This window comes from Achromobacter sp. NCFB-sbj8-Ac1-l (assembly GCF_052695805.1).
The window spans coordinates 1,235,058-1,252,117 of sequence record NZ_CP199812.1 but is presented as its reverse complement, the minus strand read 5'-3'; the positions used below and the strand labels follow the sequence as shown (position 1 = coordinate 1,252,117).

Sequence of the window (17,060 nt, the reverse complement as noted above, 5' to 3'; positions counted from 1 at the left end):
ATGGATAGGGAAAATCGAAATTGGCGGGATCAGAGGTGCGTCGGTGCCACCACCGGCGCAGGCTGCGCCCGGGCCGCCGGCGACACGCCCACGCGCAGCGTCTGCACGCCCATGTCGCGGCACAGATCGCTGAGCCAGGTGATCAAGGGCCAGGGGTTGCCGGTGTCGCTACGCAGGCTGATGGCGGTGCAGGCCTGGTCGCCGTCGGCCGAATAGCGGACGTCGGCCACGCTTTCGTCGCGTTGGCGCAGTTCCTCGTACAACCGCTTGCGGATCGAGGCCAGCACGGCGGGGCTGCCGTAGAACGTCAGGGTGATGAAAGCCGGCGCGGTCGGCGTCCGGCGTACAGAGGTCGGGGATTGGGTATGAAACAGCATGCGCGTCTCCTGAAATCAGGGAGATCCGCCCGAAGGCGTTGGGGTGGCGCATGCGTGGCGCGGCGGCTCCGTTATCCGGATGCGCGCGGCGGCTGGCAAGAAGTGTCGAGCAGACCTGTCATGCCCGGCATGCGCCGTCGGTTCGGGTACTTCCGTCGTCTTCCACGGCGGGCTCCTTTAGGTTTGCGACAAGCGGCAGTGTAGGGGCGGCCTCGCGTTCCAAACAGGCCGGCGGGCATATACCTTGGTATCGATTTCTCGCGCCTGCCAGGCGCCGAGGCCCGCCGCACCCTGGGGAAGACCCTGAAACCAGTATCAGACGCGTCCTAGCCGGCGACCCACGCCACGGACGGTAGTGTCTTGCCTTGCGCATCACAAAGGCATTCCGCCATGGATTCGAACCCGCTCTCCGCCCCCCGCCCCTCTCCCCAGCGCCCCGCCGATTCCGGCGCTGCGCCCCAACCCGGCCCGCACCCACTCAGCCCGCGGCTGCATAACGCCGACCTCGCGCCCGCCAGGATCGAAGGCAGGCGCTGGGGGGCCTACAGCCTCTTCGCGCTCTGGACCAACGACGTGCACAACATGGCCAACTACACCTTCGCCATCGGTCTGTTCGCCATGGGCATGTCCGCCGGCCAGATCCTCGCCGCCATGGCCCTGGGCGCCACCCTCGTGTACCTGCTGATGAACCTGTCCGGCTACATGGGTCAGCGCACCGGCGTGCCTTTTCCGGTCATCAGCCGGGTCAGCTTCGGCATCCGCGGGGCGCAGTTGCCCGCCATCATTCGCGCCGTCATCGCCATCGCCTGGTTCGGCATCCAGACCTACCTGGCGTCGCTGGTGCTGCACGTGCTGCTGGTTGCGGTAGCGCCTGATCTGACTCGCTTCGACCATGGCGGCCTGCTGGGCTTGTCCGGCCTGGGCTGGGTGTGCTTTCTGGCCATCTGGCTGGTGCAGCTGGCCATCCTGGCCTACGGCATGGAAATGGTGCGCAAATTCGAAGGCTGCGCCGGGCCCGTGATCCTGGTCACCGTGCTGGCGCTGGCGATCTGGATGGTGTCGCGGGTGGACGGCCACATCGCGTGGTCCACCGGCGCCGCCCCGACCGGGCTCGCCGCCTGGAACAGCGTGTTCTCGGCAGCGGCCCTGTGGCTGGCCATCTACGGCACCCTGCTGCTGAACTTCTGCGACTTTGCCCGCTCGGCGCCCAGCGCCCAGAGCATCCGGCGAGGCAACTTCTGGGGCCTGCCCGTCAACATCCTGGTCTTCGCCGCGATCAGCGTCCTGCTTGCGGGCGCCCAGTTCAGCATCGATGGCCGCGTCATCACCAGCCCTGCCGACATCGTTGCCGCCATTCCCGACAAGGTGTTCCTGGTGCTGGGCTGCCTGGCCCTGTTGATCGTGACGCTGGCCGTGAACATCATGGCGAACTTCGTCGCCCCGGCCTTCGTGTTGACCAACCTGGCGCCGCGCTACCTGACCTTTCACCGTGCCGGCCTCATCAGCGCCACGCTGGCGGTGTTGATCCTGCCCTGGAAGATCTACGGCAATCCCGTCGTGATCGTGTACTTCCTGTCGGGCTTGGGCGCCCTGCTGGGTCCGCTCTACGGCATCATCATGGCCGACTACTGGTTGATTCGGAAAACGCGCGTGCACGTGTCCGACCTGTACACCGAGGCCGCCACCGGCACCTATTTCTACGTCCGGGGCGTCAACCCCCGCGCCTTGATCGCCCTGGCGCCGTCGGCCACGCTGGCCATCGTCATCGCGCTGGCGCCCGGCCTGGAACCCGTCGCGCCCTATTCCTGGTTCCTGGGGGCTGCGGTAAGCGGCGGGTTGTACTGGCTGATTTCCGATCGCCGGCGCATCCATGTGCACGACGCGGGCGAGCATCTGGCGGTGGATAGCGGCAGGCACTGAGCCCCCTTCGCGACACGCCCCCCCGGACCGGACGCGCATCCAGCATGTTGCCCGTTCCGGGAGCCTGCGGGACTTCCTGCTGCAAACCGACAATCGCGTCCTCGCCGAAGCCAGCCCCGTGGATCGCATCTGGGGAGTCGGTCTGGCACACGAAGACGAGCATGCCGGCCCCCGTCAAGCCAGATACGACGCGACTTCCTGGGGCGTCAGGTACCGTTTGAATGTCATCGACGGCTGCTGCGCGTCGTGGATCGCGCCATTGAAGCCCGACCAATTTCGCTTCATGCCTTCGTCCGTTTCCAGCGCAATCAGCACCCGCTTGCCGGCCTTGGGTGCGTTATCGCGCAGCGCGGCTTCGCCCCAGGCCAGGCGCATGATGTTCTGCAGCGTCCCGCCCGCATAGGCATCGACCTGCAACCACTGAAAGTCCGCCGTATCGCGATCGGCATCCGGCTCGCGCGGGGCGATTTCACGCTGCACGCCCAGCGCCTGGGCATGTTCGCCGATCAAGATCTGCAGCAGCGTAAAGGCATGGAAGTTGTTGTTGATGCCATGCGCCTTGGCCACGAAGCCGGTTGCAGAGGCCGGCAACACCACCACCAGTTCATCGTCGTAGCTGATCCGCGAGGCCAGCCACAGAAAATGCAACTGCTCGAACGGCAGGCTGTCGTTCAGCGTGGTCATCGCATACAGCCGCTGCATCAGCGCATCATCGTCGATCAACGCCTGATGATTGCCCCGGTCGCGCATCACCATCGCCATCATCGGCAGTACCAACGTGTCCACTGACTCCACCAGCGCATCGACCTGCCACCGCTGATCGTCCGGCACCGCCTCAAGCCGCGCCTGCGCGTCGCGCCAGGCCTGGCGGTCAGCCTCTTCGACCTCGTCGTCGTCCTCTTCCACCTCCTGCGCGCAGTACGGCTGCAGGGTGTCCAGCCATGGGCGCAGCAGGGCCAGCAACGTCGGAAACAGCAGCGTCGGATCGGCGCCATCTTCCACCAACGACCCGCACATCAACGCCAGGGCCGAGGCACGGCCGGGATGCAGGCCCGGCAGCAGGTCGGCGCAGAACCGCAAGGCGGCGTCGGCCTGCGCCGGCTCCTGGATGTCGCCGTAGAACGCGCTGACTTCCGGACGCTTGAAGAACGTCTCCAGGGAATCCAGATCGGCGGGTCCGAGAACCGGGGTACGCAGGGCGTCGGCGAGAGCGGTGTAGGAGGGGGTCATGGATGGGGATCGTTTGGTTTCAGCGGTCGGACTGCGACGAGCCACCCAGTTTACCGGCAGGCGTATTGCATGCCAGGCGCTCGAACGTCGAACAAATACCAAAAATCAGATTTATCTAATGTTCGGCCCGTTTTCCGATGACTGCGATCCGTCGCTGATTCAATCACCTACGGAACTCAAGTCATGCCCCAGCAAGACATCGCCGTACAGCCCGCCGCCGGCAGCACGCCAGGCGTCAGCGCCACCCTATCGATCCCCGCTCTACAACGCCTGTCCGTACGCTTCAACGGGACGGCGCGCGACTATTTCGGCGTCTGGATCGTCAATATGCTGCTGAACATCGTCACAGCCACGCCCCGAACGGTCCAGGCGCCGCCACTACAATGGCCCCTCGCCCGTACGCCCTTCGGAGCCCGCATGCCCATCCCCGACATCGCCACCGCCCTGGACGCCCCCGCCCACGCTCTGGACGCCGACGAGCAACGCTTCGTCGACCAGATCCGCGAACACGGCTGGTTTCGCACCGAGATCTACGCTGAAGATGACCAGCCCGGCTTCTCGTTCACGACCGGATTCTGGGTCGGTCACGGATTCCCGGAGGTCATCGTCTTTTCCCTGCCGCCGGAAGTCACCCACGACGTGCTGTGGAATCTGTACCGCATGATCGAAGCCGGCAACCCACCGCCCATCGGCGTACCCACCGACACCCTGTTTCGCGGCTTTAAGGCCCTGCTGGTTCCGGTCGACCGATCACACTACCGAGACCACCTGGGCTGGAACCGCTGGTTCCACGGCGGCGACGACTTTCCTTGCGTTCAACTGTTCTGGCCGGACAAGGCCGGTGTGTTTCCCGGGCAGGCCGGTGCGCAGCAAGCGTTCAAGGCGTTGCAGCCTGACCTGTCGGAACACGGTTGGGCCTGGTCCGCGGCCACGCCCAACCCACCTCAAGAATGACCTGACCATGGCCACGATCACTCACACCCAGGCCCTGAGCAAGCTGGCCGCCGACACCTTGGTCCAGACGCTGGACGAAGACCTGGCCCGGCTCATGACGCGCCTCATGGCCTACGCCAGGCACGATGCCGCATTGGCAGCCAACCCAGGCGCCCGCGCCCTGCCGCAGGTATTGCGCCGCTGGAACTGCGTGCTGCAGGCAAGCGACGAGACGGTATTGCCCTTGTACCGCCACAAGACCGCTGTCGCGCTGGCCATCCTGCTGCACAAATACGGGATCGCCGACGCCACCCTCAACGCGCAGGCCGACGCCGCTATCGACGCGCTGAACGATGCCGTTGCGCTCAGCGATGACTTCCACCGCAAGACGCCGGCGATCAAGCAGGCGTTCCTGCATACGCCGCCGACTCCGCTCAAGCGCGCCCCCGGGCAACCCGACAGCCTGACCTTCTACCGGGCCGGCGATGTCGTGTCGTATCAATTGGACGGCCGCTACCACGCCGCCTACGTCCATCGCTGCGCCAACACCAACAGCAGCCCGATCATCGAGTTCTACGACGCGGTCTTCGACCACGTGCCGTCAATGGATGAACTGAACGGCCTGCCCGCCAAAGGCCACCGCTACAACGATGGCGCCTTGCACATTGAACGCATGTCGGTATCGGGCATGAAATTCATGCCCGATCCGGCGGGGCAGTTCGTGCTGGTCAAGGCCTGCGTGGAAACCCCACCGGATAACAGCCAGCTGCAAGAGAGTGTGGGGCTGTATGTCGTGTCGGATGTTTTCGATATGCAGGAACGCGTTGACGGATTATTCAAAGGGTGAAGCCCGTGTCCAGTCCTTGAATGACATCGACCGTCAATACCGATAATTCACCCCCAGCATCGCACTGAACGGCGCTCCGTAGTAATTGCTGTAGACGTTGGTGCTGGCGTAGTACTTCTTGTCCAGCACATTGTTCAGATTCAGCGTCGCCGACCATTGGCGGTTGAACTGATACCGGGCCATCAGATCCAGCAGTGCATAGGCGCCTTGCGACGACTCGGCCTGGCTGCCGCCGGGCCCGCGCATGGAATAGCCGCTCTGGCTTTCCCAGCGCACACCGCCGCCCACCGTCAGGGCGCTCCAGTCGCCGGGCAGGCGGTAGGTGGTGTAGAGCTTGGCGATGTGACGCGGCAATCCGACCTGCGTGATGAAGCCCTGGGGCAACCGGCGGTCGACATAGGCGTACGACAGCTGCATTTGCCAACCCGGAGTCAGCTCACCGCTGATTTCAGCCTCGACGCCACGCATCACGGCGCCATTGGCGGCGACGAACGCGCTGTCGCCATTGGGCGCCAGGCGGTCGCCGTCCAGCATGGCGTAGTTGTCCTGCCGCGTCCGGAACAGGGCCAGCGATCCGTTCAGGCGGCCGTCCATCAGCGCCGTCTTCAGACCCACCTCATAGGTGTCGCCTTTGATGGGCGCCAGCACACTGCCCGACACCGTCTGCGCCTGCTGCGGCAAAAAGATGCTGGTGTAGCTGGCGTAGGCGGACAGGTCTCGGGTCAGGTCGTACACGACCCCGGCATACGGCGTGTAAACGCCCTGCTCGCGCATGTTGTCCGGGTGGGAAGAACCGTCGGTGTAGGTGTAGGAAGCCCGCTGGTCCCACCAGGTCACGCGCGATCCCAGCACCAGCGACAAGGCGTCGGTCGGACGCAAACGCATGGCGCCGTAGATCGACGATTGCTTCTCGGTGTAGTAGCGCTTGCCGGTCGATTGCCAATCCGGCTCGGGCATGTTGCCGCTCCATGCCCGGATGTCCGGGATCCTGGGGTCATAGCCCGGCGCCTGCCAGAGCGGATAGCTGTCGTAGTCCCCCCGGGTGCGGGATGCGTTGAAACCCACGACCAGGTCATGCTGGCGGCCCAGGGCGTTGAAGGCGCCGGACAGGCTGGCGTCGACGGCATTCTGGGTTTTGGGGATGGGCCATTTGGCGACCCAGACCGATGCGCCCTGCCCCGTCTGCGGGTTCGCCCAGCCGTTGCTGCTGAACCAGCCATAAGTGCGATCATTGTCGTCGCCGGTGCGTGACAGGGTGACCGACCCTTTCCACAGCGGTGAAAACTCATGGTCCAACGTGGCGAAGACGTTGTAGCGCGTGCGTTCCTGGCGGCTCCAGTTGGTCGCTGAATTGAACCGTTGCGCAAAGTCGGTCTTCGAGCCGTCCGCGTATACCGCCGGAAAGCCGAAGTATGAGCACGCCGTGCACTTCTTGCGCTGGTATTCCGCGCCCAGCGTCAGCAGCGTGTACTCGGCCAGGTCGGCTTCGACCACGCCGTAGAGCAGTTGCGAATCCTGCTTGACGCGGTCGATGAACGAGCCGCCTTCCTGCCAGGCGCCCACCAGCCGCCCGCGCAGTTTTCCGGCCTCATCCAGCGGGCTGCCCAGGTCGAATTCGGTGCGCTTGTAATCCCACGAGCCCACCGCGACACCCGCTCCGGCCTCGAATTCCCGCGTGGGCCGTTTACGCACCAGGTTGATGGTCGCCGCGGGATTGCCCGCGCCGCTCAGCAAGCCCGTTGAACCGCGCACGACCTCGATGCGGTCATACAGCGCTGTGTCCAGCCCCAAGGCATTGAAATCCTTGTGCGTCGGCACGCCATCCACCTGCATGTTGGTGATTTCCATGCCACGCGCATACAGGCCCTTTTCGTTGTCGTCGGCGGAGCCTTTCTTCTTGAAGGTCAGCCCGGGCGTGTTGACAATGGCGTCTTCCAGGGTGTTCAGGCCCTGATCCGTCAAGCGTTGACGTGTCATGACCGACACGGACTGCGGCGTTTCACGCAAGGTCATCGGCAACCGGGTGGCGGTGTTGGACACGCCGACGGTGTACGAGTCGGTGCCTTCGCTGGGAGTGGGCTCGCGCGAGCCCAGGACTTGCACCGGCGCCAGCGTCTGCGTGCCGGCAACGCGCAGGCCGTAGCTGTTGGCGCCTTGGCTGATTGCCTCCAGGCCGGTGCCGGCCAGCATCGCGGCCAGGCCCGAGGCGACGCTGTAACCGCCTTGCAGACCCGCGCTTTGCTTGCCCTGGGTCAGTTGCGCGTCGAATGACAACACCACCCCCGCCTGGGCGGCGAAGCGGCTCAGGGCCAGGCCCAGCGGCCCGGGCGGGATGTCATAGTGGCGGGCGACCTCGATGCCGGGCGTGGCTTGCGCCTGCGCCGAAGGTGCGGCGCTGACCGCCACGAGGGCAACAAGGACCGCCCCCGCCAGCGGCGTGAAAGCAAAGAAGCGGCGATAGGAAGCAGTGGTAGAGGGCATGAACAAAGGTTTTCCGTGACTTGAATCCGACGTGATCCCTGCTAAGTCGGACGAGCACGAAAAAAGGACAATGCCCCCGGAAAATAAATCAGCTGCGCGGCAAGACGCGGACGTAGTATCGGGTGAAACGCGAGATCCGCACGGGCAGCGCCCGTTCCACGGCGGCCAGCGCCCCGTCGGTGTCGTCGATGGGAAAAGCGCCCGATACGCGCAGCGACGCCACGGCGTCATCGCACCGCAGGCTGCCCGGGCGATAGCGGTCCAGCTCCTGGATGAAATCGCTCAGCCGCCAGTTATCCACGACCAGCACGCCGCGCGTCCAGGCATCGGGCTCGCCGATGACGGCGCCCGCGTGCTGGGCGCCCTTGCCGTCCAGCGCGCCACGCTCGCCGGCCTGCAGCACCACCTCATCCCCGCCCCCAGCCGATTGCAGTGCCACGGCGTGGCGCAGCACGACGACCTGCGTCCGTGCCTCCTGCCGCTTGACGAGGAAGCGGGTACCCAACGGGCGCACGGCGCCATGCACCGTGGTGACGCGCAGGGGCGGCAGGCCCTGCGCGGCATGTTCAGTGTCGATCAGGATCTCGCCTGCGTGGACGACGATCTGGCGGCGACTGCCGTCGATCTTGACGTCCACCGCGCTGGCGCTGTCCAGCCACAGCAAGGTGCCGTCTGCCAGACGCAGTTCGCGGCGTTCGCCCGTGCCTGTGCGGTAATCGGCCAGCATCCCTTCCACGGGCAAGGCGCGCCAGGCCAGCAGGCCGCCGGCGCCGAACAAGGCGACTGCACCCAGGCTGTTGCGCAGCACGGCGCGGCGCCGGGCAAAGTGGTGGTCGACGCGGCTCAGCGTGTCAGCCGCCAACCGTGCGGGCGCGGCCCCGAGCGTGCCACGCAGGCGTTCGACCTGGCGCCAGATGCGCGCGTGCTCGGGGTCGGCCGCCAACCAGCGGCCATGCGCGGCCACGTCAGCGGGGGTGACGTCGTCCGCACATAACCGCGCATACCATTGCGCTGCGGTCGTGATTGTCTTGTCCGCCATGGCGCGCCTACTGCCTGGCCAGCGCGTACACGAGGCAATGCTCGGTCGCGCGGGCCATGTATTTCTTGACGGAACTGACCGTGACGCCCAGGGTGGACGCGATCTCGGCGTAGCTGGCGCCTTCCAGCTGAGACATCAGGAAGGCCCTTCGCACCTTGTCGCCCAGGCCATGCAGCATGGCGTCGATCTCGCGGATGGTTTCCAGCAGGATGGCCTGCGTCTCGGGAGAAATGGCGCTGGCTTCGGGCTGCTGCGCCAGCGTTTCCAGCCAGGCGCGTTCCAGCACCTGGCGGCGGATGTGGTCCACCAGGGTGCGCTGGGCCACCGTGGCCAGGAAACTGCGCGGCTGGCGGATGCCCTGCAGCTGCGCCATGGACGCGGGCGAGGCCAGCAGCCGCATGAACGTGTCCTGCGCCAGGTCGGCGGCTTCCGCGGGGACGCTCAGGCGCCGCAGCAGCCACCCGCGCAGCCAGCCATGATGATCGCGATAGAGCCTGCCAAGCTCGCGGTGCTCCAGGGATTCCGTGGACGACATGGCCGTAGCGTGAACGCTTCAAGATTTTTGGGAATGGGAATTGTAATCATTATTGATGGTGATGGACAATCTCATTCCTCGGCACTCTGATCATTGCATTGACCATCGTAAATAGCCGATTTATCTCAAGAAACCTACTTTTTGAGGGCGCATCTGCCCACAAAGCTACGCGCCTCCGACGCCATTCCCAGCATTATCGCGAGCCGTCTGACGATGTGGGGCCGCGCCATACGTGCTCAACAGGTCGGCCAACACATCAAGGCCGCCGATCTATGCGCACGTATGAACATCTCCGAAGCGACACTGCGACGAATCGGACGCGGCGCCCGGGGGGGCAAGCGCCTCGACGTACCTGACCGCACTATGGGTATTGGGCGGTTTCGAGGCCGCGGCGCCTGCCCAGGATGCCCGCTACTGGCAGCCTGTCGACCCGCGTGCGCGAGCCACGCGGCCGGCCCCGCTTCACTTCTTCCTACCCGACGCGTCCTGCTCGACCACCATGTCCAGCACATACACCTTGGAAGGCGCATCGGCGGGCGGGTTCTTCCAGTCGTAGCGCTTGACGCGCAGCACGGTGCGCACGCCGTCGCGATGGTCATAGCCTTCGACCGACTGGTACAGCGGATGCCATTCCTCCTGCGGCGGCAATTGCACGCCCGCATCGTTGTAGCGACGTTCCCGCACCATCAGGCACTGGTAGTTGGGAATCATCGGGTGGTTGCACTGCGCACGCTTGGCGGCCACTTCCAGGAAGAGGGTTTCGCCGGCGCTGCCGTACAGGGTTTCCGGGGTGGGCTCGCCCACGAACTTGAGCACGCTGCCGTCCTGGGCCAGCAGCGTCAGGCTGGGCTCCGACGCCTCGCCAGCCAGCGTGGCGCGCAAGTCGCCCTTCAAGCGACGGCCGATTTCGGCGTCCAGCTGCATCAGGCTTTGCTCGCACGCCTTCATGGTGGATGCCAGGTTGGCCACGTGCAGCACGCCGTCTTTATAGGTGTAGCCGCCGAACTGGCCGTTGCAGCCCCCGCGGATGTTCATGGCATCGGCCGAGAACGACAGGCGCAGCGGCTGTTCGATGCCCTTTTGCAGCGCGGCGATGGGCGTGCCCGATGCGTCGGTCGCGGCCGCCAGGCGCCAGTAGTACGCCGGCAGGCTCAACGAAGTCGCGGACGAAGTAGCGGCGGAGGTGGGCATATTGGACGATCCTTGGCCAGGGTTGGAAACCGGTGCGCAAGCCTGAAGCAGCGCGGCGCAAGCAGACGCCAGGAGGATTATTTTTTTCATGGGTCGTTCCTTTCAGCCGGATGGCACTGAAGAAAAGCGGGATTCTACGTCCGCAGTATGGACGAAATGGCCGCGGCCCGCCTTGGCGAGTATCAAAACCTTGCCGCAAAACTGAATGCGCGCTGACCGAAACGGGCTGGCGAATGGCCCCTCTGCCCTGCTGAAATCCCCGACCGGCCCCGGGCTGCCGGCCGCCTGGCCACCCGGGATTCGCAATTACAGTCTGACACGCACACATCGGGATTTCGTACGAATGCGTCGCAACGATCCGCCCGATTGCGCAAAGGATTGCAGCCTCAACCCCCCCGCAGTATCCCCGCCGCATCGCCGATGCGCCCTTGCGCGGCCAGCATCGACACCGCCTGGCCGATCCGGATTTCCGCGTCCATCAAGGTCCGGGACAAGCCCAGCAGCCGGCACACGGACCTGATCACATCCGCCTTGGGCGCATTGCCGGTCATGGCCATCACCTGCAGCACGCCGTTGGCCAATTCCTGCAGGCACACCTCGTCGATCCGGCGACGCGAGGCCTCGTCGTCACCCGCGCCGCGAAAACCGGTCCAGGCGTCGGGTTGCACGCCGGTGGGCCAGTAGTAGGTCACATCGCCCTCGCGGGTTTCGGCCACATCGGCGGGCGTCAGGCTACGCAGGCGTTCCACGATGCGCACACCCGTGCGTTCCAGGCCCCAGGCGCGAGCCACCCGGCGGTGCAGCACGGTTTCGGGGATCGGGCCCTCGGTGTCGATGACCTGGCGCAGCGCATCGGTCAACCGCGCGTTGTTGGCCCGCGTGTAGAACGCGTCCGCTTCCCCCGGCGGCACATCGGCCACCTGGTAAGGCGCGATATCGCCCACCCGGTCGATCAACGGTGCCGCGCCGGTCGACGCGCCGGACAGCGACGTCGACGTTGACGCCCCCGACCATTGCGCCGCGCCTTCTTCCGTCGTGATCACGAATTCCGCACCCTCGACAGACGCGTCGTCGTCGGGCGGCGCGTCGTCGGCGGCGGCCTGATCCACGTCCCGCTCCAGTTCCGCCTCCAGGCGCGCCAGCAGTTTTTCCACTTCGCGCTCGGGATTGATCCACCAGTCCGTGGACCAGACCCGGTGCAGGCGCCACCCCAACCCTTCCAGCACCACCTGCCGCAGGCGGTCGCGGTCGCGCGCGGTGGCGCCGGAATGATAGGCGCGGCCATCGCATTCGATGCCCAGCAGGTAACGGCCCGGGGCGCGCGGATCGACCACGCCCATGTCGATGCGGTAGCCGGAGCAGCCCACCTGCGGATGCACCACCCAGCCGCGTTCGCGCAGCACCTTGATGACCTGGGTCTCGAACGGACTGTCGGGCTCGCGGCCCGTGGGCAGCGATTGCTCGACCAGCGCGCGCGGGCCCTTCAATGCAAATTCCAGGTAGTGCTTCAAATCGCGCACGCCGGCCGCACGCACCCGCGACAGGTCGATCTGCTCGGGCAACAGCGTGCTGTAGATCACCACGCCTTCGCGGGCCCGCGAAATGGCGACGTTCAGGCGGCGGTGGCCGCCTTCGCCGTTGAGCGGGCCGAAATTCATGGTCATCTTGCCGGCCGCATCGGGGCCGTACGTGATCGAGAAATAGATCACGTCACGCTCGTCGCCCTGCACGTTCTCCAGGTTCTTGATGAAGAGCGGTTCGCGCGACTGCGCCGAAATGGCCTTGTCCAATTCCGCGTTGGCGCGGCGGCGGGCATCCAGCAACGTTTCGATCAATGATTGCTGCGGCTGGTTGAAGGTGACCACACCCAGCGTCTGGCGGCGGCGCGCCTTGTCCAGGTAATGCTGTTCGATGCCCCGGACAATGGCTTCGGCCTCGGCCCGGTTGGTGCGGCTGCCGCCGCGGTCGTAGACCCCGGACACGCGTTCCAGCCGCACGGCCACGTCATCGGTGACGGGCGACGGAAAGGTGATCAGCTGCGAGTCGTAGTAGGTGACGTTGCTGAAGGTGATCAGGCTTTCGTGCTTGCTGCGATAGTGCCACTGCAGCCGCAGGCGGTTCATGTCGGCGCCCAGGCATTCGTCCAGGATGCTTTCCAGGTCTTCCACCTGGCCGTCGTCGACGGCGCCGTCTTCCTCGTTGGTGGACTTGCTGAAGAAGCTGGTGGGCGGCAACTGCCTGGTATCGCCCACCACCACCAATTGCTGGCCGCGGGCAATGGCGCCCACCGAATCCCACACGGGAATCTGCGAGGCCTCGTCGAACACCACCACGTCGAACTGCGAATGGCCGGCGTCCAGGTACTGCGCCACCGACAGCGGCGACATCAGCAGGCAGGGTTTCAGCTTGGGCAGCAGCGACGGCAGGCGCTGCATCAATTGGCGCACCGGCACGTGGCGGGTCTTTTTCTGCAGCTCGCGGCGCAGCAGGCCCAGTTCGCTGTCGGGGCTGACCAGGATGCCATTGCCCGCAGGCACCTTGCCCGCCAGCCGCGCGCCGATATAGGCCGACGTCAGCTGCTGGAAGCGGTCGTCGGCCTGGCGGAATTCCCGGATCTTGCGCTCGTGATCGGCGCTGGAGAACGACCGCAGCACCGGCGAGCCGTCAATGGTCTTCTTGACCCACCAGTTGCGATAGCTGAACTCGAAATGGGACTCGACCTGCGCCAAGGGCACGCGGCCTAGCTCCAGCGACGCCACCAGGCCCTGCAATTGCAGCGCGATGGCCTGTCCGCGGGCCTGGCGCCACACGCACCAGGGCATCAGGTATTGCTTGTTGTGGCGCCAACCGGCCAGCACGGCCTGAATGCGCTCGAGCGCGCCGTTGTCGTCGCCATGGCCTTGCAGCGGCTCGACGGGTTGAGCTTGCGACTGCACCGCGGCCAACGCGTCCTGCAGGACGCGCCAGGCATTGCGCGCGTCCAGCAAGCGCCTGCCCAATGCGGCGGCGGGCTGCAAAAAGGCGCGATTCTCGCCCACCAACGGCTGCAGCCGCGTTCGCAGGTCGGTTGCCGCAGACGGGTCGCCCGCCATGAGCGTGACCGCCTCGGCGAAACGTTCAGCCCATTGTTCATGCCGCCGGACCTGTTCCCAGTCCGTGGCCAGGCCAGCGTAGTCGTCCTGCAGCAGGCGCTGTGCGTCGGCCTGCAAGGCCGCCAGCGCCTGGTCTTCGGCATTGACCTGCGCCAGTGGGTCCAGCACGGCGTTGATGGCGCCGTCGTCCGGACGCTGGCCGTCGACGCGCAGCAACGCCAGGCGCTTGCGGATGCCGCGCTTGGCAAATGCCGACTTGGGCCACCAGGTGGCGCAGGCGGCCTGCCATTGCGCCTTCAACCCCTTCGCATCCAGGTCCGCCAACGACGCATTCCATTGCGCGCCCACCTGCGCCCACTGCGCGTTACGCGCCAGCCCATGGCGAGCCAGGGCCTGCACCCGCTGTCGGGCGGCCGGGTCGTGCGCCTGGGCGGCCAGGCCCGCCGGCACCTGTGGCGCGGCCAACAGCACGTCGATCAACGCATCCAACCGCGCATACGCGTCCAGGCTCAGGCCCGCGGCCGGCAGGCCCAGGCCATCGCCCGCGGCGCCGATGCAGGACTTGAACGCGTCCACCGCCTGGTCCAGCGCCTGGGCCGAGGCCAGCAGCGCATCCTGCCAGCTGGGGCTCCAGTCGGCCATGCCGATGTGGGCCAGCGGGTGGCCATGCAACGCGCCCAGCTCGCCGGACAAGGTCGCCATGCGCCGCGCGGCCTCGCGCAGTTGCGCCAGGTCGTCGTAGCCATGGGCCTGGGCGTCAGGCCAGTACATGGGCGACGGCTCCTGCCCGGCATGCTGGATGCTGGTGCCGATGGCGTCATACACCGTCAAGCCATTGGGATGCCGGAAGTGCAATGCGTCCACCAGGCCATTGAGGTCCTGGCGCAGCACCGCCAGCCGTTCGGCCTCGCGCTCCCAGTCTTCGCTGGTGCGTTGGCCGCCCAGTTCCAGCGCCTTGCCCAACTGCTGCAACACTTCGGATTTACGCGCCTTGGACGAATGCAGTTCCAGACAGAACGGCCCCAGGCCGATGCTGGACAGGCGGCGGTGCACCACTTCCAGCGCCGCCATCTTTTCCGAGACGAACAGCACGGTCTTGCCGCTGGCGAGCAGGTGCGCGATCAGGTTGGTGATGGTCTGGCTCTTGCCGGTGCCCGGTGGGCCTTCCAGCACCAGGTCGCGGCCGGCATCGACCGCGCAGATCGCCTTCAGCTGCGACGAATCCGACAGTAGCGGCGTCATCAGGTCCTGCGGACGATAGCTTTCGTCCAACCGGTCGAAGCGCGGGTCCCAGGGCGTCTGTGCAAAGGCCTGGCCGGGATGGTCGATCAGATGCTGCACCACGCGGTTGGCCTTGAGCTGTGCGCTGCGGTCCTGCAAATCCTTCCACATCAGGTACTTGGTGAACGAGAAGATGCCCAGGTGCACCTGTTCCAGCACTTCCCAGCCGGCAATCTCGCGCACCGCCAGGCGAAACGCCTGCAACACGCGGGCCACATCCACGCCCTTGTCATCGGCCGGCAACGCATCCAGGCCGGGTATGCGCAGTTCGTAGTTGTTGCGCAGCATCTGCAGCAACGTGGGGTTGATGATGGTCTCGTCGTCGTGACGAACCAGCCGGAAACCGCTGCGCACGGATTGACGCTGCAGCGACACCGGCACCAGGATCAGCGGCGCCAGGTGCGCGCTTTCCGCGCCCGGACCCTCGGTCCAGCGCAGCATGCCCATCGCCAGGTACAGGGTGTTGGCGCCGCCCTCTTCCAGGCCCGTGCGCGCCGCGCCGAAGATCGTCAGCAGATTGGCATCCAGCGCCTCTCGCGGCACCCGCGCGATCAATTCCTGGTTGCCCAACGCTTCCAGCGCGATGTCGTCCAGCGGCGCACGGCCGCCGCGATCCACGTGCACCTGCGCCACGCGCGGGTCGCTGCCTTCCATCAGCGCCGTCGGCAACGGCCGGATGCGAAACTCGCTGCCATCGGCAATGGCGTCTTCCAGGCGTGCCAGGTCGGGCGCCACCAGCGGCAGCGTGGACTTGGTGTTCTTGAAATTCAGCAGCCGGTTGCGCAGCGTCAGGTCCAGCAGGCGCGATTTCCACTTGGCCAGGCGGCCCTCGGGGGTGTCGTCGGCAGGCTCGAGATTGATGACGAATTCGGGGTCCAGCGGCGGCAGCTCGGGCGTGGGCTCGATGGCGGCGGGCGGTTCGGCGGCCTCGGCCTCGCCCGGCACCGCCCCGACGACCCGCGACGGCAGCGGCTTGATCTGCAGTTCGCGCGCGCGATGCACATCGATGGCGTAGCGAAAGGTGTCCTCTTCGCGCAGGTGCGCCGCGCCCTGCTCCAGCGCCCGCCGCAGCGACGGCCGAAAATTCGGATGCTGGGCGATGCCGGTGGTCTCGAAGACCAGGAATTCACCGCTGTCCACGCGCTTGCGCACCGCCTGCACATCGTCGGTCAAGGGGTCTGCAAAGCACGCCGGGTGCAGCCAGACACCGACCCAGGCGTGCCCTTCCTTCATCAGGATCACCGGACGCAGGCCTGCCTGTTCCAGGCATGACGAGAACAGCATGGCCAGGTCCAGGCACGTGGCGACCCGGGCTTCCAGAATGCGGTCTGGCGTACGGATCTTCTGGCCGTCCACGCCGAACGACGCCGGCGGCTCGGCGTAATGCAGGCTTTCGGCGGCCAGCGTGCTGTAGATGGCCGACACCTGCTTCCAGACGACGTCACGGCTCTTGGACTGATAGCCGTTCAGGGTCAGCTCGGCATGCTGGCTGCGCAGCAGCCGGGCGGCCTTGCCGATCAGCACATCCACGGCCGGATTGTTCGGCATCGAAAAGGCGGCCAGCAATTCCGGCAAGGCGCGCATGCCGGCCCATTGGTCATAGGCCAGCACGGCAACGGGCTGCGAGGCACGGCCCAACTCCTGAACACCGGCCGCTTGCCCGCCTGCCTGCACCACCACGTCGATGCTGGCGCGCTGCGATTCCTGCAGATCCGCCAGGTAGGCATGGTCCGGCGTCAGGTCGAGCGGCGAGATACGACGGATTTCGCCGGGCACCAGCACGTCAAAGCGCAGCCGCACGGGCTGCGCAAAGGCCGGATTGCAGCGGACATGCACCTCAAGATTCTCGAAGGTGTCCTGCGAACGGTTGGTCAAACGCAAGGACCGCACGATCGGCACGGCGTTCTGGATCGAGGCGTAGCCCAGGGTCGGATCGGCCTCGATATCGACGACGATCGCGTCGCGGGCAAGCGGCTCCGGACCGGGCGGCGACACGGCATGCGCCGCGCCCTCCTGGACGGTCGGGGGTTCCAGGTCTTGTCGCTTATCCATCGCTATCTCTTGGTTTGATTCTGCCCCGGAAATATAGACCGAAATGCCAGGATGGCCGGGCTTGAGTCCGATTTTTTTAGGG

Annotated in this window: 10 protein-coding genes and 1 pseudogene; 4 read left to right on the top strand and 7 right to left on the bottom strand. The window is 66.1% G+C overall.

Features of this window, described 5'->3' with window-relative positions:
* Window positions 1-29: 29 nt before the first annotated feature.
* Window positions 30-377: a hypothetical protein gene (locus ACUDP5_RS05870; protein WP_263910350.1), complete on the bottom strand. Its 348-nt coding sequence runs from the start codon at window positions 375-377 to the stop codon at window positions 30-32.
* 390 nt (window positions 378-767) lie between these two features.
* On the opposite strand from ACUDP5_RS05870, the gene ACUDP5_RS05865 reads away from it, so the two are divergent.
* A complete protein-coding gene (locus ACUDP5_RS05865; RefSeq protein ID WP_445658363.1) occupies window positions 768-2,297 on the top strand; it encodes an NCS1 family nucleobase:cation symporter-1 in 1,530 nt (509 codons plus the stop codon).
* A pseudogene (locus tag ACUDP5_RS05860) lies at window positions 2,248-2,412 on the top strand (hypothetical protein); the annotation flags it as partial. The gene ACUDP5_RS05865 and the pseudogene ACUDP5_RS05860, both read left to right, overlap by 50 nt.
* Window positions 2,413-2,471: 59 nt before the next feature.
* On the opposite strand, the gene ACUDP5_RS05855 reads toward ACUDP5_RS05860, so the two are convergent.
* On the bottom strand, window positions 2,472-3,527 hold the full coding sequence (locus ACUDP5_RS05855) for a hypothetical protein (RefSeq protein ID WP_445658362.1): 1,056 nt from the start codon (window positions 3,525-3,527) through the stop codon (window positions 2,472-2,474).
* Between the two features lie 183 nt (window positions 3,528-3,710).
* Here ACUDP5_RS05855 and ACUDP5_RS05850 point away from each other — a divergent pair, with 183 nt between their 5' ends.
* Together ACUDP5_RS05850 and ACUDP5_RS05845 are read left to right on the top strand one after the other, a co-directional pair.
* Window positions 3,711-4,481: a DUF4262 domain-containing protein gene (locus ACUDP5_RS05850; RefSeq protein ID WP_445658361.1), complete on the top strand. Its 771-nt coding sequence runs from the start codon at window positions 3,711-3,713 to the stop codon at window positions 4,479-4,481.
* A 7-nt stretch (window positions 4,482-4,488) separates the two neighbouring features.
* On the top strand, window positions 4,489-5,307 hold the full coding sequence (locus tag ACUDP5_RS05845) for a hypothetical protein (RefSeq protein WP_445658360.1): 819 nt from the start codon (window positions 4,489-4,491) through the stop codon (window positions 5,305-5,307).
* A gap of 33 nt (window positions 5,308-5,340) precedes the next feature.
* Here ACUDP5_RS05845 and ACUDP5_RS05840 read toward each other — a convergent pair whose 3' ends face one another.
* From ACUDP5_RS05840 to ACUDP5_RS05820, 5 genes are all read right to left on the bottom strand, one after another.
* The gene (locus ACUDP5_RS05840; protein ID WP_445658359.1) at window positions 5,341-7,788 is read right to left on the bottom strand and encodes a TonB-dependent siderophore receptor; all 2,448 of its coding nucleotides are present in this window, start codon (window positions 7,786-7,788) and stop codon (window positions 5,341-5,343) included.
* A gap of 88 nt (window positions 7,789-7,876) precedes the next feature.
* Window positions 7,877-8,827, bottom strand: a complete 951-nt coding sequence (locus ACUDP5_RS05835) for a FecR domain-containing protein (protein ID WP_445658358.1) — start codon at window positions 8,825-8,827, stop codon at window positions 7,877-7,879.
* A gap of 7 nt (window positions 8,828-8,834) precedes the next feature.
* Window positions 8,835-9,362 carry a sigma-70 family RNA polymerase sigma factor gene (locus ACUDP5_RS05830; protein WP_445658357.1) on the bottom strand — a complete coding sequence of 176 codons (528 nt, stop codon included), beginning with the start codon at window positions 9,360-9,362 and terminating at the stop codon, window positions 8,835-8,837.
* Window positions 9,363-9,824: 462 nt separating this feature from the next.
* Entirely contained in the window at window positions 9,825-10,553 is a 729-nt protein-coding gene (locus ACUDP5_RS05825) for a DUF4377 domain-containing protein (protein WP_445658356.1), read from the bottom strand.
* A 386-nt stretch (window positions 10,554-10,939) separates the two neighbouring features.
* A complete protein-coding gene (locus ACUDP5_RS05820; protein ID WP_445658355.1) occupies window positions 10,940-16,978 on the bottom strand; it encodes a DUF3320 domain-containing protein in 6,039 nt (2,012 codons plus the stop codon).
* Window positions 16,979-17,060 lie beyond the last annotated feature (82 nt).